This is a genomic window from Microbacterium endophyticum (genome assembly GCF_011047135.1).
In the GTDB taxonomy this organism is placed as follows: domain Bacteria; phylum Actinomycetota; class Actinomycetes; order Actinomycetales; family Microbacteriaceae; genus Microbacterium; species Microbacterium endophyticum.
In genome coordinates, this window is record NZ_CP049255.1 from 752,290 (window position 1) to 775,599 (window position 23,310).

At 63.7% G+C, this 23,310-nt stretch carries 20 protein-coding genes; 7 read left to right on the forward strand and 13 right to left on the reverse strand.

The genetic code is table 11. The features are described 5' to 3' along the window. Positions 1-70: 70 nt before the first annotated feature. Positions 71-577, reverse strand: a complete 507-nt coding sequence (locus G6N83_RS03525) for a methylated-DNA--[protein]-cysteine S-methyltransferase (protein WP_165139345.1) — start codon at positions 575-577, stop codon at positions 71-73. Continuing rightward, positions 574-2,139 (reverse strand): AlkA N-terminal domain-containing protein, encoded by a 1,566-nt coding sequence (locus G6N83_RS03530; RefSeq protein WP_165139347.1) that lies wholly within the window; start codon positions 2,137-2,139, stop codon positions 574-576. Before G6N83_RS03530 ends, G6N83_RS03525 begins: the two co-directional genes overlap by 4 nt. Positions 2,140-2,271: 132 nt before the next feature. Between G6N83_RS03530 and G6N83_RS03535 the strand changes: the two genes are divergently transcribed. Beyond that, positions 2,272-3,696 (forward strand): dihydrolipoyl dehydrogenase family protein, encoded by a 1,425-nt coding sequence (locus G6N83_RS03535; protein ID WP_165139349.1) that lies wholly within the window; start codon positions 2,272-2,274, stop codon positions 3,694-3,696. A gap of 136 nt (positions 3,697-3,832) precedes the next feature. Here G6N83_RS03535 and purH read toward each other — a convergent pair whose 3' ends face one another. The 6 genes from purH to sucC form a co-directional block, all read right to left on the reverse strand. Further along, complete coding sequence (gene purH, locus G6N83_RS03540; protein WP_165139351.1) at positions 3,833-5,440, reverse strand: bifunctional phosphoribosylaminoimidazolecarboxamide formyltransferase/IMP cyclohydrolase; 1,608 nt, start codon at positions 5,438-5,440, stop codon at positions 3,833-3,835. 20 nt (positions 5,441-5,460) lie between these two features. Beyond that, positions 5,461-6,054, reverse strand: coding sequence for a phosphoribosylglycinamide formyltransferase (gene purN, locus G6N83_RS03545; RefSeq protein WP_165139353.1), 594 nt, complete (start codon positions 6,052-6,054; stop codon positions 5,461-5,463). A gap of 4 nt (positions 6,055-6,058) precedes the next feature. Beyond that, positions 6,059-7,480, reverse strand: coding sequence for a cell division protein PerM (locus G6N83_RS03550; RefSeq protein WP_183408421.1), 1,422 nt, complete (start codon positions 7,478-7,480; stop codon positions 6,059-6,061). A gap of 77 nt (positions 7,481-7,557) precedes the next feature. After that, complete coding sequence (locus G6N83_RS03555; RefSeq protein WP_165139355.1) at positions 7,558-7,998, reverse strand: nitroreductase family deazaflavin-dependent oxidoreductase; 441 nt, start codon at positions 7,996-7,998, stop codon at positions 7,558-7,560. Between the two features lie 198 nt (positions 7,999-8,196). Then, positions 8,197-9,099 carry a succinate--CoA ligase subunit alpha gene (gene sucD / locus G6N83_RS03560; protein ID WP_165139357.1) on the reverse strand — a complete coding sequence of 301 codons (903 nt, stop codon included), beginning with the start codon at positions 9,097-9,099 and terminating at the stop codon, positions 8,197-8,199. A 29-nt stretch (positions 9,100-9,128) separates the two neighbouring features. Then, positions 9,129-10,292, reverse strand: coding sequence for an ADP-forming succinate--CoA ligase subunit beta (sucC, locus tag G6N83_RS03565; RefSeq protein WP_165139359.1), 1,164 nt, complete (start codon positions 10,290-10,292; stop codon positions 9,129-9,131). A 136-nt stretch (positions 10,293-10,428) separates the two neighbouring features. Here sucC and G6N83_RS03570 point away from each other — a divergent pair, with 136 nt between their 5' ends. The 4 genes from G6N83_RS03570 (at position 10,429) to G6N83_RS03585 (ending at position 14,718) form a co-directional block, all read left to right on the forward strand. Beyond that, positions 10,429-11,094, forward strand: a complete 666-nt coding sequence (locus G6N83_RS03570; RefSeq protein WP_165139361.1) for a TetR family transcriptional regulator — start codon at positions 10,429-10,431, stop codon at positions 11,092-11,094. An 88-nt stretch (positions 11,095-11,182) separates the two neighbouring features. Beyond that, the gene (locus G6N83_RS03575) at positions 11,183-12,418 is read left to right on the forward strand and encodes an acyl-CoA dehydrogenase family protein (RefSeq protein ID WP_165139363.1); all 1,236 of its coding nucleotides are present in this window, start codon (positions 11,183-11,185) and stop codon (positions 12,416-12,418) included. Between the two features lie 71 nt (positions 12,419-12,489). Continuing rightward, positions 12,490-13,638 carry an AI-2E family transporter gene (locus G6N83_RS03580; RefSeq protein WP_165139365.1) on the forward strand — a complete coding sequence of 383 codons (1,149 nt, stop codon included), beginning with the start codon at positions 12,490-12,492 and terminating at the stop codon, positions 13,636-13,638. Positions 13,639-13,692: 54 nt separating this feature from the next. Further along, a complete protein-coding gene (locus tag G6N83_RS03585) occupies positions 13,693-14,718 on the forward strand; it encodes an ATP-dependent DNA ligase (protein WP_241246270.1) in 1,026 nt (341 codons plus the stop codon). Here G6N83_RS03585 and ligD read toward each other — a convergent pair. From ligD to G6N83_RS03610, 5 genes are read right to left on the reverse strand one after another with little or no spacing between them, the layout of a single operon-like run. Then, positions 14,715-15,737, reverse strand: a complete 1,023-nt coding sequence (gene ligD, locus G6N83_RS03590) for a non-homologous end-joining DNA ligase (RefSeq protein WP_165139367.1) — start codon at positions 15,735-15,737, stop codon at positions 14,715-14,717. The genes G6N83_RS03585 and ligD overlap by 4 nt on opposite strands. Positions 15,738-15,789: 52 nt before the next feature. Beyond that, complete coding sequence (locus tag G6N83_RS03595) at positions 15,790-16,845, reverse strand: SseB family protein (protein ID WP_165139369.1); 1,056 nt, start codon at positions 16,843-16,845, stop codon at positions 15,790-15,792. A 53-nt stretch (positions 16,846-16,898) separates the two neighbouring features. Beyond that, positions 16,899-19,325: an ATP-dependent helicase gene (locus tag G6N83_RS03600; RefSeq protein ID WP_165139371.1), complete on the reverse strand. Its 2,427-nt coding sequence runs from the start codon at positions 19,323-19,325 to the stop codon at positions 16,899-16,901. Positions 19,326-19,380: 55 nt separating this feature from the next. Then, complete coding sequence (locus G6N83_RS03605) at positions 19,381-20,052, reverse strand: LuxR C-terminal-related transcriptional regulator (protein ID WP_165143088.1); 672 nt, start codon at positions 20,050-20,052, stop codon at positions 19,381-19,383. After that, positions 20,046-21,251, reverse strand: coding sequence for an ATP-binding protein (locus G6N83_RS03610; protein ID WP_165139373.1), 1,206 nt, complete (start codon positions 21,249-21,251; stop codon positions 20,046-20,048). The genes G6N83_RS03605 and G6N83_RS03610 overlap by 7 nt, the downstream gene beginning before the upstream one ends. Before the next feature lie 114 nt (positions 21,252-21,365). On the opposite strand from G6N83_RS03610, the gene G6N83_RS03615 reads away from it, so the two are divergent. Further along, on the forward strand, positions 21,366-22,922 hold the full coding sequence (locus G6N83_RS03615) for a PspC domain-containing protein (protein ID WP_165139375.1): 1,557 nt from the start codon (positions 21,366-21,368) through the stop codon (positions 22,920-22,922). Next, complete coding sequence (locus tag G6N83_RS03620) at positions 22,919-23,227, forward strand: hypothetical protein (protein WP_165139377.1); 309 nt, start codon at positions 22,919-22,921, stop codon at positions 23,225-23,227. Before G6N83_RS03615 ends, G6N83_RS03620 begins: the two co-directional genes overlap by 4 nt. The last annotated feature ends 83 nt before the right edge of the window (positions 23,228-23,310 follow it).

Consider the following 23,310-nt stretch of genomic DNA (forward strand, 5'->3'; position numbering starts at 1 on the left):
CCGGAACGAATACCGGCTAGCCCTTCAGAATATGCCTGAGAGTTCGCTGAGCGCAAGCTGCGATCTGTATTCAGTTGGACTCACGTGACAGCAGCGCCTGTTTCACATCAAGGCCCCACGCGAAACCGCCGAGGCTACCGTCAGTGCGCAACACACGGTGGCATGGCACAAAAAGTGCCGGCGCATTGCGAGCGCAAATGGAAGCGGCCGCCCGCACAGCACGGGGCTCCCCCAGTACCGCCGCGAATCCGGTGTACGTCAACGGGCTCCCGAGCGGGATGCTGCGGAGCGCGCGCCACCCGCGCAGCTGGAGTTCAGTGCCATGCTGCGCCACGGGCACGGTGTCGATGGCGAGGAGGTCTCCGTCGTAGTACGCGCGGACTGCGGCCGCGGCATCCGTTTCACCCTCGGTAAGCTGCGCCGGGCGCACCCGCAGCGGGATGCGGCCGAGCACGATTGCGACATCGTCGCTCCAGCCCGAGGCGAGAACTCGCCCCTGGCTGTCGGCGATGAGAGTGAAGGGCCCGTCGGGAGTGTCGAGCGTCTGGACGATTGCGTGTGCGGATTGCTCGTTCATTTCACTGTCTCCTCATTGCTACCTGCACTTACGCAGGCAGATTGCTTCGATTCGGGCGCAGCGGCGGGCTGCACGGACTTATTTCCTGAGTTAGTGCCGACGGCGCGCCACAGGTGAGCGGTCAAGTAGCTTCGCCAGGGCGCAACGCGGGCGGCCCACGCGGTGAGAGGAACGGCCTCGGCGGGAATTCCCACGCGGCCAGCTCCCGCTCGCACCGCGACATCACCAGGGAGAAACACGTCGGGGTCGCCGGTGACCCGCATTCTGACGTAGTCAGCGGTCCACGGGCCTATGCCCGGAAGCGACAGGAGCGCCGCGCGCTGTGCGCCGCTTTCGTCACCGCTCGAGAGTTCGAGTGCGCCGTCGACCACCGATTGCGCCGCTCCTACGATCGCGCGAATGCGAGCTCCCGGCCCACGCAACACATCACCGCCGTGCTCCGCAATCGCCGCCATCGTCGGGAAGAGTCGCTGTAAACCCGCCGTTTCTGGCACGTCATCGCCGAGCACGTCCGCCAGGCGCGTGAGCGCGGTGCGAGCGGCGGGAACGCTGATCTGCTGCCCGACCATTGCCCGGATGAGCATCTCGTGAGGGTCGACGGCTCCCGGAACCCGGATGCCACGGGTCGCCGCCACGAACGGGGCAAGCTCCGAGTAGCTCGACAGCGCCGAATCGATCGCTGCAGGGTCCGCGTCGAGGTCGAACAGTCGCCGCACCCGCGCGACCAGAGCCGGAAGGTCGCCGAGGTGGGTCAGATGCGCTTCGAGGCCCAACCGTTCGCCGTCACGTTGAAGGCGGAACCACGCAGTGCCCTGCGGCAAACGAAGTGTGCGGGCGAACGAGTCGCCTGTTGCCTCTTCGACGCCGGCGACAGCACGAGCGGCCATCCAAGCGAAGAGCCCGTCGAGGTCGATGGGTGCACGATAGGGCAGCGCAAGCGTAATGCGTCCTGGCGCGCGATCTTCGGCGTGCGGGTGCGCGCGGCGACGTCTGCGCACATCCACCGGTGTCATTGCGAACACCTCGCGGATCGTGTCGTTGAACTGACGAACACTTGCGAATCCGGCCGAGAATGCGACATCCGAAACCGGCATATCGGTGCCGACGAGCAACATCCGCGCTGTGTGCGCTCGGTGTGCGCGTGCGAGCGCCAAGGGGCCTGCGCCCAGTTCGGTCGACAACACGCGGACAAGATGCCGAGACGAATACCCGAGCCGCGCGGCAAGACCCGACACCCCCTCCCGCTCCACAACACCATCCGCGATAAACCGCATAGCGCGGCTGGCCACATCACCGCGCGCGTCCCAGAGCGGCGATCCTGGCGCGGCCTCGGGAAGACAGCGCTTGCACGCGCGAAAACCCGCCTCGTGAGCTGCCGCGCTCGTCGCGAAAAAATCCACATTTGCGGGCTTGGGAGTGCGGGCCGGGCAGCTTGGTCGACAGTAAATGCCGGTCGTCCGTACGGCTGTCACAAACTGCCCATCGAACCGCGCGTCGCGTGCGCTGATCGCGCGGTAGCGCTCGTCGAACGTCTGCACCACGGGTATCGATGAGCCGGTCATACTTCTACCTTGACATGCGACGGATGCCACCACTCGCGGTTTTCGGACATCACAGTGGGCCACGGCATCCCGTTCTCACGCGTCGATGGCAACCCCCTTTGGCGACGCTCGCCGCAACGGTAGCGTTGCCCCATGAGTGAACGCGAGTATGACCTGATCGTGATCGGAGCCGGCCCCGTCGGCGAGAACGTTGCCGACCGAGCGCATCAGCGCGGGTTGTCAGCCGTGATTGTTGAAAGCGAACTGGTCGGCGGCGAATGCTCCTACTGGGCGTGCATGCCCTCGAAGGCACTGCTTCGAAGCGGCGCCGCACTTCGGGCCGCGCGCGCTGTCGACGGCGCGAAGCAGGCGGTGACCGGCGACCTCGACATCGCGGGCGTTCTGCGTCGCCGTGACACGATGACGCACGAATGGAATGACTCCTCGCAGGTCGAATGGCTGCAATCAGCGGGGATCGATCTCGTACGTGGTCACGGGCGCATCGTGGACGAACGCCGCATCGAGGTGACAGCCGATGACGGCACGGTCACGCCGCTCGTCGCGCGTCACGCCGTCGTCGTATCGACTGGTTCTGCGGCGCTTCTGCCCGATATTCCCGGCCTTGCCGACATCAAGCCATGGACGAGCCGGGATGCCACATCGGTCCGCCGAGTTCCCGAGTCTCTCGCGATCGTCGGCGGCGGCGTTGTCGCCGCCGAAATGGCCACGGCCTACTCCGAATTCGGCACGAAAGTCACGATGGTGATTCGAGGCGGTCTGCTCTCCGGCATGGAACCTTTCGCCGGCGAACTTGTCGCCGAGTCACTCCGCGAATCGGGCGTTGTCATTCACACAGGTGTCAGCCCGGAACGTGCCGAGCGCGTCGACGGCACCGCCGTGTTGCATCTCACTGATGGCACGACCGTCACCGCAGACGAGGTACTCGTCGCGACCGGCCGCACGCCTCGCACCACCGATCTCGGGCTCGAAAACATCGATCTCGAACCCGGCAGCTGGCTCAGCGTCGACGACACGATGCTCGTTGCCGGAACGAATTGGCTGTACGGCGTGGGCGACGTCAACCATCGTGCGCTTCTGACTCACCAGGGCAAGTACCAGGCCCGTGCCGCGGGCGGCGTCATCGCCGCGCGGGCCCAGGGCTCCGCCGTGGACGATGCACCCTGGGGCGCCCATGTGGCAACGGCCGATCATGCTTCCGTTCCGCAGGTGACCTTCACCGACCCCGAGGCGGCGTCGGTCGGACTCACAGAGAAGGCTGCTCGCGCGGCTGGGTATAGCATCCGGGTCATTGACTATGACCTCGCTTGGATTGCGGGTTCGAGCACCTTCGCTGACGACTACAAAGGCTTCTCGCGCGCGATCATCGATGAAGACCGAGGCGTGCTCATCGGCGCGACGTTTGTCGGCCCCGAGGTCGCGGAACTCTTACACTCAGCGACAATCGCGATTGTCGGCGAGGTGCCCCTGGCCAGGCTCTGGCACGCCGTGCCGTCATACCCGACGGTGAGCGAAGTGTGGCTGCGCTGGCTCGAGGCCTACGGCCGCCCCGCCCAATAGCCCCCGCAGCATTCCCGCATTCCCGCATTCCCGCATTCCCGCCCCCACCCTGCATGTCTCACTTATTCAGCTTTTCGCCGCGCAAAACCTGAATAAGTGAGACATGCGGAACGGGAAAAAGCGGCCGGGGGGGCGATCAGTGGTAGAAGTGACGCTCGCCGGTGAAGAACATGGTCACGCCGGCGGCGCGGGCAGCTTCGATAACCTCGGAGTCGCGCACCGAACCGCCGGGCTGAATGATCGCCGATACTCCCGCGTCGATCAGCACCTGAGGGCCATCGGCGAAGGGGAAGAACGCATCGGATGCCACAACCGAGCCTCTCGCGCGGTCCCCTGCTCGTTCGACAGCAAGTCGGCACGAGTCAACGCGGTTGACCTGTCCCATACCGATGCCCACTGTGGCTGAGCCTTGGGCGAGCACGATTGCGTTGGACTTCACGGCGCGGCACGTCTTCCACGCGAAGATGAGGTTCGTCATCTCGTCGTCGGCGGGGCGTTCCCCAGAAACCAGCTCCCAGTCCTTCGCGACTGACTCGATGTCGTCCGGAAAGCGGTCGGCGTCCTGCAGCAACAGTCCACCCGACACGAGGCGGACGTCCATTGGCTCCTGCCGCCAATCGGTCGGCAACTGCAAGACCCGCAGGTTCTTCTTCAGCTTGAAGACCTCGAGCGCTTCGGGCTCGAAGTCGGGGGCAACGATCACCTCGGTGAAGATGTCGCGCAGGTTCTCAGCCATTTTCAGCGTGACGGTGCGGTTCGCCGCGATCACGCCGCCGAACGCCGACACCGGGTCGCACTCGTGAGCACGCAAGTGAGCACTCGCGATCGGGTCGAGCGCGTTGGGTGCGGCAACGGCGATCCCACACGGGTTCGCATGCTTGATGATGGCGACCGCCGGTTTGATGAGGTCAAACGCGGCGCGAAGCGCGGCATCCGCGTCCACATAGTTGTTGTACGACATCTCCTTGCCCTGCAGCTGCGTGGCCTGCGCGATGCCGTGGCCACCGGTGCGGGTATAGATCGCCGCGCGCTGGTGCGAATTCTCGCCGTAGCGCAAGGTCTCCATACGCTCGGCGCGAATCGTGAGGTGGGTCGGCAGCTCGGTGTCAGTGGCGATGGTGCCTTCGGCAAACCACGTGGCAACGGCCCGGTCGTACCCCGCGGTGTGGTCGAAGGCGCGTGCTGCGAGTTCGCGGCGCTGAGCGAGAGAAGTGCCGCCGTTGCCTGCTGCAGCGATGATGGCGGGGTATGACGCGGGTGAGACAACGATCGCAACGTTTGCGAAGTTCTTCGCCGACGCGCGCACCATCGCGGGGCCTCCGATGTCGATTTGCTCGACGACATCGTCGCCGACGGCCCCAGAAGAAACCGTCTCGACGAACGGGTAGAGATTGACCACAACGAGTTCGAACGCCTCGATACCGAGCTCCGCGAGCTGACGCTCATGGTCTTCAAGGCGAAGGTCGGCGAGGAGCCCAGCGTGAACGCTCGGGTGCAGCGTCTTCACGCGGCCATCGAGCGACTCGGGAAAACCCGTGACAGCCGAGACATCCGTCACCGAAAAACCAGCGTCGCGGATCGTGCTGGCGGTCGAACCGGTGGACACGATCTCGACGCCCGCCGCGGCAAGTGCGCTCGCAAGCGGGATGAGGTCGGTCTTGTCGCTAACCGAGACAAGTGCGCGGCGCACCGGCACGAGGTCGCGTTCGCGGTACAGGGACGGGTCGTGAGCGGGGCCTGCCATGGGTCTCCTCCGTTGGTGGATCAGGAAGCGGATGCCGCGGTGAGTACGAGCTCGCCGGTAGCGATGCGGCGCACGATGTCGATCAAAAGGCGCCTTTCGACGGGCTTGATGCGCTCGTGCAGTGAGTGTTCCGTGTCGTCGGGCTCGATCGCGACGCGCTCTTGCGCGAGGATCGGACCGCTATCGACACCGCTGTCGACGACGATAACGCTGGCACCGGTCTCGGTAGCGCCAGCGTCGAGTGCGTGCCGCACACCGTGGGCGCCGGGGAACTCCGGCAGATACGCGGGGTGAGTGTTGATAATGCGAGGAGTCCAGGCATCGACAACGCCAGCAGGAAGAAGCCGCATGAGTCCACTCAGAACCACCAGGTCGGGCTGCCAGACGTTCAGCTGTGCGGCAAGCTCTTCGCCCCACGCGTCGCGTTCCGAGGCACCACGCCACGGAACAACAAAACTCGGGATGCCGAACTCTTCGGCGTGAGCGAGACCATCGGCCTCACGGTCGGCCCCAATCGCAACGACTCGCGCGGGAAAATCGGGGTGTGCTGCCGCTTCCAGCAGGGCCCTCATGTTGGAGCCGGCGCCGGAGAGAAGAACCGCGACTCTGAGCACCCGGTTAGTCTAGCGGCGACAGCGGCTTGGTCTCGTCGGCGTCACGCGGCGGAGAGTCTGCGGCATCCTGATCGCTCTCAGCGACCGACTCGGCTCGAGCACTGTCTGGAGTGAACGTCGCGCCGTCGAACGGCACGTTGTCGCGCCAGAACGGCGCCACCTCGGCCGGACGCTCCGGCCACTGCGCATCATCAGCGTCGGGAATCGAACGCACACGGCTACGCGGGCGGGGCGAGAGCAACAGGATGCCGCATCCCAGCGCCACTTCGACGCCCACGGCAACGGCAATCGCCCCCGGCGCGGGGCCCACCTCGACCAAGCGGCCGGGACCCAGGGCTCCCGAGGCGAGCGTGGCGCCGAGCGCGATCACCGAGGCTGAGAGCACGGTGATCGCGGCCGTCAGTGCGAGCATCGGTCCGACCGGCTCGCTTGTGGCGTTCGGAGTTGCCGCGACGACCCGTGAACGCACAGCCCACCCGGCGAACGCACCGACTGCGACCGGGAGGAGTGCGAGCAAGAGCAGCCACGAGGAGCTGGTCTCCGGAAGGAGTCCCAGCACCGGGATGCCGGGCACGGCTCCGAGTTGTGTGCCTGCGGGCGACACTGCGGTGCCGGTGCCCACGGCAAAGCCCGGCCCGGCAACAAATGCGAGAGCCCAGATCACGAGTGTCGGCAGGTAGGCAAGCTGAGCGAGCGCGAAGATAACCGCGCCGATCGCATCGAAGTTACCGGCTTGGTAGAGCGAGAGCATCTCTGAGCCGCGCACGATGACCGCAACGACGAGCGCCGTGGCGCCAAGGCCGATGAGGCCCATCACGACGATGGCGGTGCCGCGCGCGGCGAGCCCCGGAACCAGCGACCAGATGCCGGGAAAAGCTTCGACGCGCTCGCGCGCCCGGTCGATGATTCCCGCGTCGTAGTCGGTCCAGCCGGCAACGAGCGCGCCGAGTAAGGAGGGAACCAGATAGAACAGGGCAGGAAACCCGATGGCGGGCCAGAGGCCGACGCTGATGATCGATGTCGTCGAAGTGAGCGCGATTCCCGCGGCAAGCGCCGCGAAAACGAGGGCTCCCACGACCACGCCGGTAACCGATGCGCCAGCGCGCGCTGCACGACGGCCTGAGCGAGCGGCGAAGATCGCCGTGAACACGCCGAATGCGAGCGGCGCCAGGCTGATTGTGAACGAGGCCGCGTCCGTGGGGATTCCCGTGGCGGCCAAGTATGTGTCCGGCAGAGTAATGGCGAGCGGCACTGCGTGCCCGAGCTGCCAGACGCTGGCCGCCGCCGGCCAGAGCGATCCCCAGTCGGGATCACCTATTCCGAAGACCCAAAGCAGTGTCAATGGAGCAAGAATGACAGTTATGCCAACGGCCGCCGCGACGAGTGCGTCGACGGCGGCGAGAAGGGCGACAAGAAGGCGGTACATATGCCTGATCGACCCTACCTACGCAAGACGGCGAGACTTGCTCGCCGCACCGAGAACTCGGTGCGGCTCACGGCAAATCAGGAGTCGAAGGGCTCGAGCACGAAGATGGCAATCTCGCGCTCGGTCTTCTTCTGGTACTCGTTGTAGTCAGGCCATACGGCGACGGCACGCTCCCACCAGAGTGCTCGCTCGTCGCCGGACAATTCGCGAGCCATATAGTCGCGTGTGACAGCGCCGTCTTGGAGCTCGACGTGGGCATGCTTCACAACGTTCCAGTACCAGGCCGGAGCTTCCGGGGCGCCACCTTTAGATGCGACAACGAGGTACTTGCCCTCGTGCTCGACGCGCATCAGGGCCGTCTTTCGCAGACCCCCGGACTTCGCACCGACGCTTGTCAGCACGATGATCGGCACGCCGCGCAATTCGTTCGCTTCGGCACCGTTCGAGGCTTCGTACTGCTCGGCCTGCGTGCGGGCCCACTCGGATGTACTCGGCTTGTATTCCCCTGTCAGCGGCATACCCTCAGCCTAAACCCGCTGCCCTCACATGGTCCTCATCACGCGACCCCTCCGCGAGGGGGCGCAACACGCCGCATAAGCACCCGGCGCCGGGCATCTTTGCGGCGTGTTGCGTCCCCTCGGCAGTGGTTCAGAGCGGGGTCAAAAAGAGAGAGGGGCGGATGCCACGTGGCATCCGCCCCTCTCGGGTGCAGCTTGTTAGAGCGCCGTGATGATCTCGCGCATGAGGTCTGCGGTCTCGCTCGGCGTTTTGCCGACCTTGACGCCCGCGGCCTCGAGGGCTTCTTTCTTGGCCTGAGCGGTACCAGCGGAGCCCGACACGATGGCGCCGGCGTGGCCCATGGTCTTGCCCTCGGGTGCTGTGAAGCCTGCGACGTAACCGACGACGGGCTTCGTGACGTGAGCCTTGATGTAGTCGGCCGCGCGCTCTTCAGCGTCGCCACCGATCTCACCGATCATGACGATCGCCTTGGTCTCGGGGTCGGCTTCGAACGCGGCAAGCGCGTCGATGTGGGTCGTCCCGATGATGGGGTCGCCACCGATACCGATCGCGGTCGAGAATCCGAGGTCGCGCAGTTCGAACATCATCTGGTAGGTCAGGGTGCCCGACTTCGACACGAGGCCGATCGGTCCCTTGCCGGTGATGTTCGCCGGCGTGATGCCCACGAGCGACTCGCCGGGGGTGATGATGCCGGGGCAGTTGGGCCCGATGATGCGGGTCGTGTTGCCCTTGCTCTGGGCGTACGCCCACGCTTCGGCGCTGTCGCCGACGGGTACGCCCTCGGTGATCACGACGAGGAGCGGAATCTCGGCGTCGATGGCTTCGACCATCGCGGCCTTGGTGAAGGCTGCGGGCACGAAAGCGATCGATACGTCAGCACCGGTCTTTTCCATGGCCTCAGCGACAGTGCCGAACACCGGCAACTCGACGGCGTTGCCGTCTTTGTCGGTGTGCGAGACGGCAGTGCCGGCCTTGCGAGCGTTGACGCCGCCGACCACCTGCGTGCCAGCTTTCAGCATGAGGGCCGTGTGCTTGGTGCCTTCGCCGCCAGTGATGCCCTGGACGATGACCTTGGAGTCCTTGTTGAGGAAGATCGACATTTCTACTGTTCCTTATCCGGGTGCGGCGATCAGACGGCGGCGAGCTCGGCAGCCTTGTCGGCTCCCGAGTCCATCGTGTCGGCGAGCGTCACGAGCGGGTGGTTGTAGTCGCGCAGAATCGCGCGGCCTTCGTCGACGCGGTTTCCGTCGAGGCGCACGATGAGGGGCTTGGATGCCGCATCCCCCAGCGTTTCGAGCGCACCCTTGATGCCGTTGGCCACTGCGTCACACGCCGTGATACCACCGAAGACGTTGACGAAAACGCTCTTGACCTGAGGGTCACCGAGGATGACGTCAAGGCCTGCAGCCATGACCTCGGCGGATGCTCCGCCACCGATGTCGAGGAAGTTGGCGGGCTTTACGCCACCGTGTGCCTCGCCGGCGTATGCGACGACGTCAAGGGTAGACATGACGAGGCCTGCACCGTTTCCGATGATTCCGACTTCACCGTCGAGCTTGACGTAGTTGAGGTCGTGCTCCTTGGCCTTCGCCTCGAGCGGGTCGGCGGCATCTTTGTCTTCGAGCGCTTCGTGCTCGGGGTGGCGGAATGCCGCGTTCTCATCGATCGACACCTTGCCATCGAGGGCGATGATGTCGCCTTCAACGGTCTGGACGAGCGGGTTTACCTCAACGAGGGTGGCGTCTTCGCCCTTGTATACGTCGTACAGCTTGACGAAAACGGGTGCGACCTTCGCTGCGAGCTCGTCATCGAATCCGCCGGCTTTGGCGATTTCGAGCGCTTTCGCTTCGTCGATGCCGACCAAGGGGTCGACTTCGATGCGAGCGAGAGCTTCGGGCTTTTCGACAGCGAGCTGCTCAATCTCCATTCCGCCCTCGACGCTCGCAAGCGACAGGTAGGAACGGTTGGCCCGGTCAAGCAGCACCGAGAAGTAGAACTCTTTCTCGATGCGTGCACCACCGGCGACCATCACTCGCTTGACGATGTGGCCTTTAATGTCGAGGCCGAGGATGGCTTTCGCCGCCTCATATGCCTCATCTGGGTTCTTGGCGACCTTTACGCCGCCGGCTTTTCCACGGCCACCGGTTTTCACCTGAGCCTTCACGACGACGACGCCACCGAGCTTTTCGGCGGCAGCTCTCACGTCCTCGGGGGTGTCGGCGATGATGCCGGGGAGAACCGGCACCTCGTATTTTTCAAAAAGGTCTCGTGCCTGGTACTCGTACAGATCCACGTGCAATCCTTCGCTGGGCGAACGGGATGGAGAGACGTTCAACGTCTTGACGTCGAGATATTTTCGACCGTGAATCAGCCTACTACCGGAGTTCGACGCATCCTGACACCGCACACAGGTCTAGGCTGCTGTCGTCATGAGCGAGAACCTTCCATCGTCCCCCGCGCGCACCGATGTCGTTGCCGCAGCCCTTGCGTTATTCGCAGAGCGCGGGTTCGAAGCCACTTCGGTTGATCAGATTGCGCAATCGGCCGGTATTTCACGCTCCACATTTTTCCGCCAGTTCGGCGGAAAAGACGACGTCATATTCGCCGACCACGAGGTACTGCTCACGCAGTTGCGCGAATTTCTCGACTCTCCGCACGAGAATCCGTGGCTCGCGGTGTGTGACGCATGCCTTCACGTCTTCGAGAATTTTGCGGCGGCTCCGGAGCTTGCTCGCCGCCGCTACGCGGTGGTGCGGGGCGTTCCGTCGCTGCGAGATCGCGAGATCACGACGGTATTCCGGTACGAACGCCTCTTCGACGAGTACCTCAGGCGCGCGCTTCCCGGGCTCGACCCGCTCGACTCGGTGAGCTTTGCTGCAGCAGTTACCGCCGTTCACAATCACGTCCTCCGCCGCTTGCTTCGAGGTGAGGATGCCTCGGCAACGGCTCTTCGCGGGGCACTTGCCACAACGAGGGAAAGGTTTGGGGTGGAAGAATCTGCTGCTCTCCCCCGGGATGTCGTCGTCGCGGTATTCCCCCGTTCTATCCCGAAAGCAGAACTCGCCCGCCAATTGCGCGCAAAGCTCGACGACTAGCGCGAAGCAACGCCTGGCACTGAGTTTCACCTGACTCGGCATTGCGGTTCGCTAGAGTGGGCCTACCCCACTCGCAACGGAGCGCCTCATGAGTACTTTCACGCCTCACCCCGGCCAGCGCGTTGAACGCTATGACGTCGATGCGCGGCTCGATACCGACTACTACGCTGTCTTCACCGACGTCGACGGCGAAGACCGTGCTGCATGGGATCGAGCGAAAACCTTCGCCGACGAGATCATTCCCGTTATCGGTGACTACTGGGATCGCGCCGAGTACAACGTCGCATTCGCACGCCGCCTCGGCGAACTCGACCTCTTCGCCGACGGTATCGTGCATGAGGGTCTCACGGAGCTCTCCCCGCTCGCGGCCGGTCTCGTCAATATGGAGGTCTCGCGCGGCGACGGCTCGATGGGCACGATTGTTGCGGTACAGGGCGGTCTCGCGCTCCGCACGCTCGCGCTCTTTGGTAGCGCAGCCCAAAAAGCGCAGTACCTCACAGCGCTGTCGCGTGGCGAAGTACTCGGAGCTTTTGCCCTCACCGAACCCGACCACGGTTCAGATTCCGTCTCGCTCGAAAGCACTGCCACACGCCTTGGCGATGGTTCGTGGACGCTCAACGGTGTCAAAAAGTGGATCGGCAACGGCGCATCGGGCGGCATAACTTTCGTCTGGGCCCGCGTCGACTCCGCCGGCTCCGACGACGACGGTTCGGTTCGTTGTTTCCTCGTGCCGCAAGAGACGCCCGGATACCTCGGCCGACCGATCCTCGGTAAGACATCTCTACGCGCCATTCACCAGGCGCACATCACGCTCACCGATGTACGCCTGCCAGCCGACGCCGTGCTGCCGGGGGCGAAGAGCTTCAAGGACGCCTCGCGGGTTCTGTATGCCACTCGCTCAGGAGTCGCGTGGTCGGCGCTCGGCCACGCGACCGCGTGCTACGAAGTCGCGCTCAGCTACGCCACCCAGCGCGTGCAATTCGGGAAACCCCTGGCGGCGTTTCAGATGGTGCAGGAACGCCTCACACAGATGCTCGATGACCTGACGTCAATGCAGTTGTACTGTCGCCGACTCGCCGACCTGGAGGCATCCGGCGGTCTTCGCCCGACCCAAGCATCGCTCGCGAAGTATCACAACACGCGCACGGCCCGCCGCGTCGCCGCGACGGCGCGGGATTTGCTCGGCGGCAATGGCATCTTGCTCGAGCACCGCATCGCTCGACACATGGCCGATATCGAGTCGATCCATACCTACGAGGGCACGGAGAGCGTGCAGGCCCTTCTTCTCGGGCGCGACATCACCGGCGTCGGAGCGTTCGCGTAGCAGCGCCTACCCGAGTAGTTGAACGAACGCAAGAGTCGCAGATCTCGCCGTGAGCGAGCTACCTTCTTCTCATGGGATTCTTCCGGCGCGACCACACGTCAAAATCACCGTTGACGCCCGAGGTCGAAATCAGCGCTGACACGCCTCCGGTGTCACTGTGGGCAGACACATTTGGCAAGCTCGCCATCCGTGCCGTGCAGGTGATTGTCGTCTTGATCGTTGCCGCCGGAATCATCTACGGCATCCAGTCGCTCACTCTCGTGACGATCCCGCTCGTGCTCGCCCTCATCTTTGCATCGGCGTTCGCGCCGGTGATGAGCTGGATGCGCAAACACAGTGTGCCATCGCTTCTCGCGACAGCAATCACACTCATAACGATCGTCGTGATCCTCGGCGGGCTGACGTGGCTCGTTGTCTGGGCGGTGGAAAGTCAATGGGACGACCTGTATTCCCAGGCTCAGGCAGGAATACAGGAGCTGATCGCCTGGATCAAGACGCTGCCTATCGCACCCACATCGAGTCAGCTGAACGACTGGGGGAACACCCTCACTGACTTCTTCACGAGTGCCCAGTTCGGTTCCGGCGCGCTCGCTGGAGTGAGCGCGCTCGCAAACTTCGCGACTGGCTTCGTGTTGCTTATCGTCATCCTGTTCTTCTTTTTGAAAGATGGCCCACGCATGTGGGAATTCTTGCAGCGCCCGTTTCACGGAAAGCAAGAAGAGCGCACACAGCGCATCGGCGATAAGACGGTCACCGTGCTCGGCTCTTATGTGCGCGGCACGGCATCCGTTGCGTTCGTGGATGCCATCGGCATCCTGATCGGTCTTTTAATTCTGCAGGTGCCGCTGGCAGTACCACTGGCAGTACTCGTCTTCTTGCTCGCTTTCATCCCCATCGTCGGCGCGACTCTCGCCGGTGCACTCGCCGCCCTCGTGGCCCTTGTCGCGAACGGCTGGGTCAACGCGCTGTTCGTCGTGGGAGTCGTCGTGCTGGTCAACCAGTTGGAGAGCAACTTCTTGCAGCCGGTACTGATGGGGCGCTCGATGAAGCTGCATTCGTTCGTTATCTTGATCGCTCTGACCGCGGGCACCGCGCTCGGAGGCATTGTCGGCGCCGTCTTGGCCGTGCCGATCACAGCCACCGTCTGGGGCATCATTCAGGTATGGGATGGCCCGAATCTGCCGGCACGCTGGGCACGACCGAAGACGCCCACGACGTAGCAGCTGTGGCGTGGCCCTCTTGTGCGAGACGCACGATGGGGGCACGTTAGGAGCGTGAAATACGAGATCCCGGCTCCGATGCTCGCGAAGTCTGTGCCCGCGATCCCCGAAGGCGCGAATTTGAGTTTCGAGCCGAAGTGGGACGGGTTTCGCGTGCTCGCGGCGTTCGACGGTACCGATGTCGAACTCGTCTCGCGCGGCGCGAAGTCGCTGACACGCTATTTTCCCGAACTCGTCGCCGCGCTGCGCCGACTGTTGCCGGGGCCGTGCATTATCGATGGCGAAATCGTAGTTCCGGTCGGTGGCGCTCAGCGGCTCGATTGGGAAGCTCTCAGCCAGCGCATTCACCCCGCGGCCTCGCGGGTGGAACAGCTCGCTGAGCAGACTCCAGCTTCGCTGGTTGCGTTTGATCTCCTGCGCCTCGGGGACCACGAGCTGCTGGCAGAACCGTTTCGCACCCGGCGGTCCGAACTCGTCAGCTTGGTCGCGCGCATGCGGCCGCCGATTCATGTGACCCGTGCCACGAGTGATCCAGCAACAGCTCGACGCTGGTTCGCCGAGTTCGAAGGCGCGGGACTCGACGGCGTCGTTGCCAAAAGTCTTGACGCTCCGTATTCCCCCGGCAAACGCACGATGATGAAGATAAAGCACACCCGAACCGCAGACGTCGTTGCTGTGGGATATCGCATCCACAAGAGCGGTCGGGGACTCGGTTCGCTGCTCGTCGGCCTGTACGACGCGGATGGTCAGATGCGAAACGTCGGTGGCGTCTCTGCTTTCAGCAACGAACGTCGGTTGGAACTCATTACTGAACTCGCCCCCTACGTCGAACGCGACGTCGCGGGAAATCCGACCAGCGGCGAAACTGAGCGATCCCGCTTCACAGGATCGAAAGACGTCTCGTTTGTGCCGTTGCGCCCGGAGCGCGTACTAGAAGTGCGTTACGACCAGCTCGAAGGAGCGCGATTTCGCCACACTGTGCAATTCGATCGGTGGCGACCCGACCGCGATCCCCGCTCGTGCACGTTTTCGCAGCTCGAGCAGGTCGCCGCGTACGACCTTCGGAGCGTGCTCGGCTAAGACGAAGCTTTTGCCCTACTCGGCTGCACCCGGGGTGGCTCACCCGGCATCTTCGGGAAGTCTGGCGGAAACGAAAGCTCACCAAGCCCGGAGTCGACATCACGCTGCCACCACTCGAGCAGTGTGTCGACGCGGCCAGGCAACGCGCTGAATCCGGCCCACGGGTCGCCGATCGTTTCGAGCCGTTCCACAATCGAGCGGACCGTGAACCCGGTCGGATCAAGACCCTCAAGCTCATCCCACGTGATCGGGGTCGACACCGTAGCATCCGGCAGCGCTCTCGGACTGTATGCCCCGGCCATCGTGCGATCACGGTTGGCCTGATTGAAGTCGATGAACACTTTTTGACCGCGCTCCTCTTTCCACCATGCCATCGTCGCGAACTCGGGCACTCGACGCTCAAGCTCTCGTCCGGCCGCGATCACGGCGTGGCGTACGTCAAGAAACTCACACGTCGGCTCGATCGGGCAAAACACGTGGAGACCACGATTGCCGCTGGTTTTGAGCCACGCGTCGAGGCCCGCTTCACGGAGCACGGCGCGAAGCACGAGGGCAACAACCGCGGCATCCGAAATATCGGTACCGGTCTGCGGGTCAAGGTCGATGCGCAACTCGATCGGATGATCCGTGTCGCTCACACGAGAAGCCCACGGGTGAAAGACCACGGTGTTCATTTGTGCAGCCCACACCACTGCAGCGGGCTCACTGAAAAACAGTTGCGGATGCCGTCGCCCGCTGTTGTAGGCCACAGTGACGGTTTCGACAAAGTCGGGCGCGCCTTTGGGTGGGTTCTTCGAGTAGAAACGTTCACCATCGACGCCCGAGGGGAAGCGTTCGAGCGAGACCGGTCGGTAGCCGTTCGCCTCGAGAAACGGCCCCGATACCGCGATGAGGTACTCGGCTAGTTCGTGCTTGGTGATGCCGAGCTTCGGCCAGAGCACACGGTTCGGGCTAGAGAGTGACACTTCCCGGACGCCGTGGGGCCCGGGCACCGAGAGGGTGATGCGCTCCGACGCCATGGGCTCACCCTATGCCCGCCCCTCGCGCGGCGCGAGGGGCAACGTGCGCTTCTTACTCAGACGAAGTGGGCTCGTCGGGTGCTGTGATCTCGAACATTGGCGCAAGTTCGTCGCGTGTAAGACGGATCCAGGGGCCGGCCGGGTTCACGAACACACCCGTGAGCTGGTCATTACCCCGAAGCGCCGTAGCCAGCTGCGCCGCCGTGATCGGCAGGGGCTGATCACCCCGGCCGAGGGCGAGCAACTCCAGCGGGTGTGTGAAGACTTCAAGCGCGCGCGTACCGTCTGCAGCACGGTATTCAGCGATACCGAACTTGCCACCGTCGGTGCGTTTTCCGGCAAGCCACAGCGGCGCTGTGCTCATCGCGCGCGCAACCTCGCGTCCCGTATCGGGAGTGCGGACCGCGGCGAGAAGTTCTTTGATGGTGATGTCGTCGTCGGCCTGCTCGAGAGTGCGCTCCAGCAGTGCTCGCGGCAGCACCGCGGATGCCGGTGACGACGCATGGTCGACGATGAGGCCAGCGAAATCTCCGCTGATCGCGTGCTTCAGCACGTTCAAGACTGGCTGGCCCACGGCCGAGGTCGAGGAGTTACCGTCGGCGCGCACCGCATCTTGAATCGCTGCACCCCCAGAGAATGCGAGAACATACGGCTTGCCGTTGAGCTTCGCTACCGAGAGCGGTAGGTCTTTACCCGCGGCGAGAAGTTCCTTCGCGTCGCCCTGGATACGCAAGAACACATGCCCCTGCAAAAGCTGACGCGCGACATTTAAGAGCTCGGTGGGCTCCGGCGGCTTGCTGACGCCGCTCAAGGCCTGGCGCACGAGCACATTGTCGCGAAGGCCAGGAACTGACTCGGTCGGCGCCGGCGCTTCAGCATCGGGCCGAGATAGCGGCGTCTTCGCGACGTTGTCGGGCAACGCAGGCGGAGTCGGTGCCGAAGATTTACCGTACGTCGACATCGAAATGTTGACCTGCGGCACTACCTCTTCGGGCGCTTGCTGTTCGGCTTCGGTGCTGTTCACCGTCGATTCATCGGCGATAGCCGGGTCTTCGGCGGGAGCAGCGGGCTCATCAGACTTCTTCGGGCGGCGCGAGAACAATGCCATAGCCCCAGAGTAGTCCGTGCCCCATGCGCGGGCTGGTGAGTCAGCCGAGAGGTCTAGAGCTTTTCGATGGGAGCGATCTTGATCAGCAGCTTCTTCGCACCGACAGCTTCAAAACGCACGTGAGCAACACGCTTCGCACCCTCGCCAGTGACAGCGTCGACGTGTCCTTCACCGAAATCGTCGTGACGGATGCGGTCGCCCGATGCCAATTCCATCTCGCCGTTGTCGCGCACTTTGGCGGGCACGCGGTTCGGGAACTTATCGAGTGAGGTCGACCGCGGCGCCAATGCCGGCGGGTCATCGGAACGGCGACCGCCCCACGAGCCCGGCTTTCGCGCGTTGAGAGCACGAGACTGCATTCCACCGCGCGAGTTGACATCGCCCGGAGACTGCCGCCATTCGATAAGTTCCGCCGGAATCTCTTGCAAGAAACGGCTCGGCATCGCGACAGTAACCTCGCCGAACTGTGCCCGGGTCATCGCAAGCGACAAATAAAGCCGCTTGCGGGCGCGGGTGACACCCACGTAGAACAGCCGGCGCTCTTCTGACGGACCGCCCGGTTCGTTCGCCGAGATACGGTGCGGAATGAGGTCTTCTTCGACGCCGGTGAGAAACACGCTGTCGTATTCGAGGCCCTTCGCCGTGTGCATCGTCATGAGCGACACCGAGCCCGAGGTGTCGTCGAGATCGTCTGCTGCCGCCACGAGAGCGACCTCGGTGAGGAAGTCGATGATCGTGCCTTCGGGATTGTTTCTCGCGAACTCCCGGGTCACAGCAACGAGCTCATCGACGTTCTCGAGGCGGGCTTCGTCTTGCGGGTCACGACTCGCGCGCAAAGCGTCGAGGTATCCGCTCTTGTTCAGGAGCAGAGTGAGGCCCTCGGCAACGGCAGTCGGCGGGGCGAGCTCGCCGGTGGCGGGAAGCATGAGAGCAGATGCCTCAACTAAAACCTCGTCGAGGTGCAGCAATGCCTTCTGGATCTTGGGTCCGAAACCCATCGCCGACGGATTCGCCAGCGCATCGCGGAACGACATTTCGTTCTCTTCGGCGTATCGAGCAATGGCCGTTTCGGTCACATCGCCGATACCGCGCTTGGGTTTGTTCAAGATGCGGCGAATCGCCATCTCGTCGACCGGGTTGGCGATGGCGACGAGGTAGGCGAGCGCGTCCTTGATTTCGGCACGTTCGTAGAACTTCGTGCCACCCATGATCTTGTAGGGAACGGCCGAGCGAATGAAAATCTCTTCGAGCGCACGAGACTGCGAGTTGGTGCGGTAGAAAACGGCCATTTCGGAGTACGGCACGTTTTTCCTGTGCAGCACTTCGATCTCATCGGCGACGAACTGCGCCTCATCGTGCTGCGAGTAACCTGTGAAGCCCACGATTTTCTCACCGGCACCGCTGTCGGTCCACAGCTTCTTGTCTTTGCGGTCGAAGTTGTGGCCAATGACGGCGTTCGCTGCCGAGAGAATGTTCTGCGTCGAGCGGTAGTTCTGCTCGAGCAGCACGACCTTCGCGCCTGGGAAATCGCGCTCGAACTCGCTGATGTTGCGGATGTCGGCTCCGCGAAAAGCGTAGATCGACTGGTCGGAATCACCCACGACGGTCAGCGCAGCCCCGGCAGCATCGGCACCGCCTGAGTCTTGCTTCGGCGCCTCGAAAATCATCATGCCGCTGTCGGCATACGGCTCGGGTGCTGCGCCTACGGGCGGACGCGTCAATTCGTGGATGAGTGCGTACTGCGCATGGTTGGTGTCCTGGTATTCGTCGACCAGAATGTGGCGGAACCGCCGACGATAGACATCAGCGACCTGCGGGAACGCACGGAACAAGTAAACCGTCTGGGCGATGAGGTCGTCAAAGTCAAAGGCATTAGCCCGCTGCAGAGCGCGTTGGTAATCGCCGAATATCTCGACGAAAATCCGCTCCGCGGGGTCCGACATGTTGGCTTGCCGCGCGTACGATTCAGCGTCGGCAAGCTCGTTCTTGAGCTTGGAGATGCGGCCTTGCACTGCCGCAGGTGTGAGGCCGAAGGCATCCGCTTCGTGTTCTTTCACAAGGCGCTTCAAAAGTGCGCGCGAATCGCCAGAGTCGTAAATCGTGAAGGCGCTCGTGAAGCCGAACTGCTGCGCCTCACGGCGCAGAATACGTACGCACGCGGAGTGGAACGTCGAGATCCACATGCCGCGAGCGGCTTCGCCCACGAGCTGGCCGACGCGTTCACGCATCTCACCGGCGGCTTTATTGGTGAACGTGATCGCGAGGATCTGGCTTGGCCAGGCTTCACGCGAGCGCAGCAGCGATGCAATACGCCGCGTGAGCACGCTCGTCTTGCCGGAACCGGCACCGGCCACGATGAGCAGCGCCTGTCCGCGATATGTCACCGCTTCGAGCTGGGGCGGATTGAGGCCCGCGAGTAGGTCGTCGTCGGAGCGTTGCGAGGTGTCCCCCACAACGAGGGGTGCGGAGGCGTCTGTCATGGCTCTTCAAGTGTAGGCGGCGGCTCCGACAGCACCGTCGGAGAAGACAACGCCGTCAGAGAAGACGCCGCTCTGTTGCCCAGGCCGTGAGTTCGTAGCGCGACGAGAGCTGCAGTTTGCGCAGCACCGCCGACACGTGCGTCTCGACAGTTTTCGTGGAGATGAAGAGCTCTGCTGCGACTTCTTTATAGGAATAGCCGCGCGCGATGAGACGCATCACTTCTTGCTCGCGCGCAGAAAGTCGGTCGAGTTCATCGGATCCTGTCGCTGTTTCACCGCCTACAGCGCCGAACGCGTCGAGCACGAATCCAGCGAGCCGCGGCGAGAATACGGCGTCTCCGCCGGCGACAGCGAGCGCTGCGCGACTAACTTCGATGCCGGACGAGCCCTTTGTGATGTAGCCACGAGCACCAGCACGAATGACTCGAACCACATCTTCGGCGGCATCCGACACGCTCAATGCGAGAAACTTCGTGTGTGGTGACTGTGGCAGCGCAGCGCGCAGCACTGCTTCACCCCCGGTCGCCACGGTCTCCCCGCCCGCAGATCCGGGCAGGTGCACGTCGAGCAGCACGACATCAGGCTGCGTCTCGACGATCACCCCGATCGCGGAAGCCACGTCGGCGGCTTCGCCCACGACATCGACGGTGACGTCGAGGTCAGCCCGCAAACCCGATCTGAAGATCGAGTGGTCGTCGACGATGACAACTCGGATGCCGCTCACGATGCACCGCTCGAACTCTTGCTGTTGTCGTTCATCGTGCGCAAATGTACATCGACGCCGATGCCACCGCTTCCTGCATGCACGGTCGCTGCGCCGCCGGTACGGCGAATGCGGCCGAGGATCGATTGCCGCACACCCAGACGGTCGTCGGGCACCGCATCGAGATCGAAGCCGGGGCCGCGGTCACGCACGAATACCTCGACGTAGTCGGAAGTGCCTTCGATGTAGACCGAGACTTCTCCGCCGGCGTGGCGCGCGGCGTTGAGCATCGCTTCTCTCGCTGCCGCGGCGAGTTCGCCGCTCGCCCGCTCGGCTGAGGCACCCGTAGAGACGACATCGATGCGCACGGCGAAGTCGATTTCAAGCGCCGCAGCATAGTCCCGCAGATCGGTGGGCAAGTCACTGTCGGCGGGGGCATCGCCGTCGTAGAGCCACGCGCGCAGCTCTCGCTCTTGCGCACGCGCGAGGCGCGCAGCCTCGCTCGATGCGCCCGCGCGGTTTTGAATGAGCGCGAGTGTCTGGAGCACGGAGTCGTGCAGATGAGCCGCCATTTCGCTGCGTTGTTCTTCCCGGATGCGTTTGACTCGTTCGCCGGAGAGTTCCCGGATCTTCTCGATGAACACCGAGGAATAGACGAGCACGACGCCCGCGAGCGCGATGAGCGCACCCGCGAAGGCATACAGCCCGCCCTGCCGGAGCAGTGCCACCTCAACGAGGAAGAGTACTGCGAGTAACGCAGTGACAGTCAGTCGCACAGACAGCACATGTTTTGGGCCGCGGGCGGTATCGGCGCCATCGATGAACGTCGCCCAAATGCCTGCTGCAACGGCTGACGCTGCTGTTACGGCCAGCAGCAGGTTCCAGTCGGCGGTGACTACGAAGCCGATGCCGCCAGCGCCACGGGTAAGCGCCCAGACGACCATTACGAGAAGCCCCGCCGACGCGGCACTGGCGAAAATCCATGCCACCGGCGCTCTGCGAGAAGGCGATCCCGACAACGTCTCGTCCCACTTTGTGAACGCCCAGATCCAGACGTAAAGCAAGATGCCTGCACCCGAAAGCAGCACGAGCGTGACGAAGAGCATGCGTGTCCACGCGACGCTCCATCCCAGGTGGGCGGCAAGGCCCTCGCACGTGCCTGAGATCAGGCACTCTCGCGGACGCCGAAGGGGTGGCCGCGAGATCGGGACAGCTGTGGACATGTGGCCATCCAATCACTCGACGCCGGTCCTAGGGGTGTCCGCGCCCGCACTTCAGGGTGCGGTCAGGGAATCCCCCGATAGCGGCAGCCACCGGGCCGTTGGGAGGATCAGGCTATGAGTGACACCAGCACACCTCCGCCCCCACCCGCGCCGGAACCGCTGCGCCCCTCGCCCCGCGCTCCGCGAAGCGAGCGATTCTTTTCGTGGGTGCGTGGCTTCGGCATCTCTCGCACTGACGGTTGGTTAGGCGGAGTCTGCGCCGGGATCGCGACTCGTATCGGCATCGACCCCGCGATCGTGCGCGGCATCGTCGTTGTCACAGCGCTCTTCGGCTTTCCCATGCTGGTGCTCTACGCAATGGCCTGGGCACTCCTTCCCGATGCCACCGGCACGATTCATCTTCGGGAGTTGATGCGCGGCGGTTTCGACCCGGCGATGGTGGGCATCGGCATCCTGACGCTCGTCGGTCTTATCCCGATTTTTCCGTGGTTCACGATCGTCTTCACGGGTTCGGCCTCATATAGCTGGTTCGACGCCTCTCCGCTGCGCGCACTCGGCACACTTGCCAGCCTCGTCGTACTCGGTGCCATCGTGTATTTCATCGTGCGAGGGTCGCGACGCTCACCATCGCGCACTCGGCCGGCGAAAGAAACATTCGAGACGCACGTCGCGCCGGCATCCGGCACCTCGATGCTCGCCGCACCCGCAGAGCCCCCCGCACCCGCAACCGAATCGGCCGACGACCTCGCTGCATGGCGCACACAACATGAACACTGGCGCATGCAGCACGATCAGTGGCGTCGTGACCAGATCGACGCGGAGCAGGCGGCGCGCGAAGAAGCCCGACGCGAACGAGACGCTGCCGCCACAGCTTTCGCGGCAGAAGCAAACGAACGTCGGCGAATACAACGGTGGGAAAATCCGCGCACAAGTGGCACGTTCCTTGCCATCGCGACAGGCGGGGCACTCGTCATTGGCGCCGCTGTCTCGCTGTGGTCGGCCGCAATCACCCCGGACGGGAGCGATCTTGTGGCAGCCTTCGGACTCTTCGCGGCGGCCCTCACGCTTGCCACGTCGATGGTCGTGGCAGGAGCGCTGCGCCGACGCAGCGGGTTTCTCGCGTTTTTGACAGTCGCGATGCTCTTCTCGGGTGCAATCGCAACAGTTGCGCCCGTCACGATCTCCGAGGTCAATGCGCAAAATCAGTATGTCGACAACACCGTGGGTCCGTGGACGGCTTCTCAAGACAAGGGAAATCTCTCGATCTACGTGTCGGTAGTTGAGCCACGGCCAGCTCCGATCGAGGTGAGCAAACGTGATGGCAGCACGACGATCGAAGTTCAAGAGGGCGTCGAACTCGAACTCGACATGACGCTTGGCAGCGACGTTGTTCTCTCCGGCGACATCGTCGATTACGCGAGCGGTGAGGGCAGAGCGGTCAAGATTCCCGTCGACAGCTCGGCTATCGGCGGGGCGCAGAGGATCAACCGAACCTTCGCCTTCTCTGACGCTGCGGTACAGACCACTCAAGTGCTCACCCTCACGCAGGAAAGCGGAAGCGTGTGGATCACTTTCGCCACCGACGAGGGCGTTCCTCTCACCGATACGACGGTGACTTCCAGCTCCACCGAGACAAAAGCAGCCACTCCCACACCCGAGGTGACACCGTGACCACGACAGAACGTATCGACTTCACTACTCTCCCGACACCCGCCGCCCCGCGCGTTCGATGGGCGGGCATCATCTGGGGGCTCTTCTTCATGGCGTTCTCGATAGCGGCGCTCTGGGCGCTCACGCTCTTGATCGATCCGGCGATGAGAAGCCAGATCGCCGAGTGGACCATCACCATCGATCCGCTCGTGGCGACCGCTATTGTGATCCTCAGTATCGGCGCGCTCATGTTCGTTGCGGGCCTCGCCGGCATCTTCCGACGTGCGCAGCTTCGGCGTTCGCAACACCGGCGCAGCGCGAGTTGAGTTCCGGTGTGTCGCAAAGAACTGTGGGACGTGACGTCATGCGGGGTCACACTCCGTTACACAGCGTGATGTTTCTCGACGCG

Excerpts from the sequence above, each read along its gene's own strand:
- G6N83_RS03525 (WP_165139345.1), bottom strand. The coding sequence starts at position 577 with ATGAACGAGCAATCCGCACACGCAATCGTCCAGACGCTCGACACTCCC.
- G6N83_RS03530 (WP_165139347.1), bottom strand. The coding sequence starts at position 2,139 with ATGACCGGCTCATCGATACCCGTGGTGCAGACGTTCGACGAGCGCTAC.
- G6N83_RS03535 (WP_165139349.1), top strand. The coding sequence starts at position 2,272 with ATGAGTGAACGCGAGTATGACCTGATCGTGATCGGAGCCGGCCCCGTC.
- purH (WP_165139351.1), bottom strand. The coding sequence starts at position 5,440 with ATGGCAGGCCCCGCTCACGACCCGTCCCTGTACCGCGAACGCGACCTC.
- G6N83_RS03550 (WP_183408421.1), bottom strand. The coding sequence starts at position 7,480 with ATGTACCGCCTTCTTGTCGCCCTTCTCGCCGCCGTCGACGCACTCGTC.
- G6N83_RS03555 (WP_165139355.1), bottom strand. The coding sequence starts at position 7,998 with ATGCCGCTGACAGGGGAATACAAGCCGAGTACATCCGAGTGGGCCCGC.
- sucD (WP_165139357.1), bottom strand. The coding sequence starts at position 9,099 with ATGTCGATCTTCCTCAACAAGGACTCCAAGGTCATCGTCCAGGGCATC.
- G6N83_RS03570 (WP_165139361.1), top strand. The coding sequence starts at position 10,429 with ATGAGCGAGAACCTTCCATCGTCCCCCGCGCGCACCGATGTCGTTGCC.
- G6N83_RS03575 (WP_165139363.1), top strand. The coding sequence starts at position 11,183 with ATGAGTACTTTCACGCCTCACCCCGGCCAGCGCGTTGAACGCTATGAC.
- G6N83_RS03580 (WP_165139365.1), top strand. The coding sequence starts at position 12,490 with ATGGGATTCTTCCGGCGCGACCACACGTCAAAATCACCGTTGACGCCC.
- ligD (WP_165139367.1), bottom strand. The coding sequence starts at position 15,737 with ATGGCGTCGGAGCGCATCACCCTCTCGGTGCCCGGGCCCCACGGCGTC.
- G6N83_RS03595 (WP_165139369.1), bottom strand. The coding sequence starts at position 16,845 with ATGGCATTGTTCTCGCGCCGCCCGAAGAAGTCTGATGAGCCCGCTGCT.
- G6N83_RS03600 (WP_165139371.1), bottom strand. The coding sequence starts at position 19,325 with ATGACAGACGCCTCCGCACCCCTCGTTGTGGGGGACACCTCGCAACGC.
- G6N83_RS03610 (WP_165139373.1), bottom strand. The coding sequence starts at position 21,251 with ATGTCCACAGCTGTCCCGATCTCGCGGCCACCCCTTCGGCGTCCGCGA.
- G6N83_RS03615 (WP_165139375.1), top strand. The coding sequence starts at position 21,366 with ATGAGTGACACCAGCACACCTCCGCCCCCACCCGCGCCGGAACCGCTG.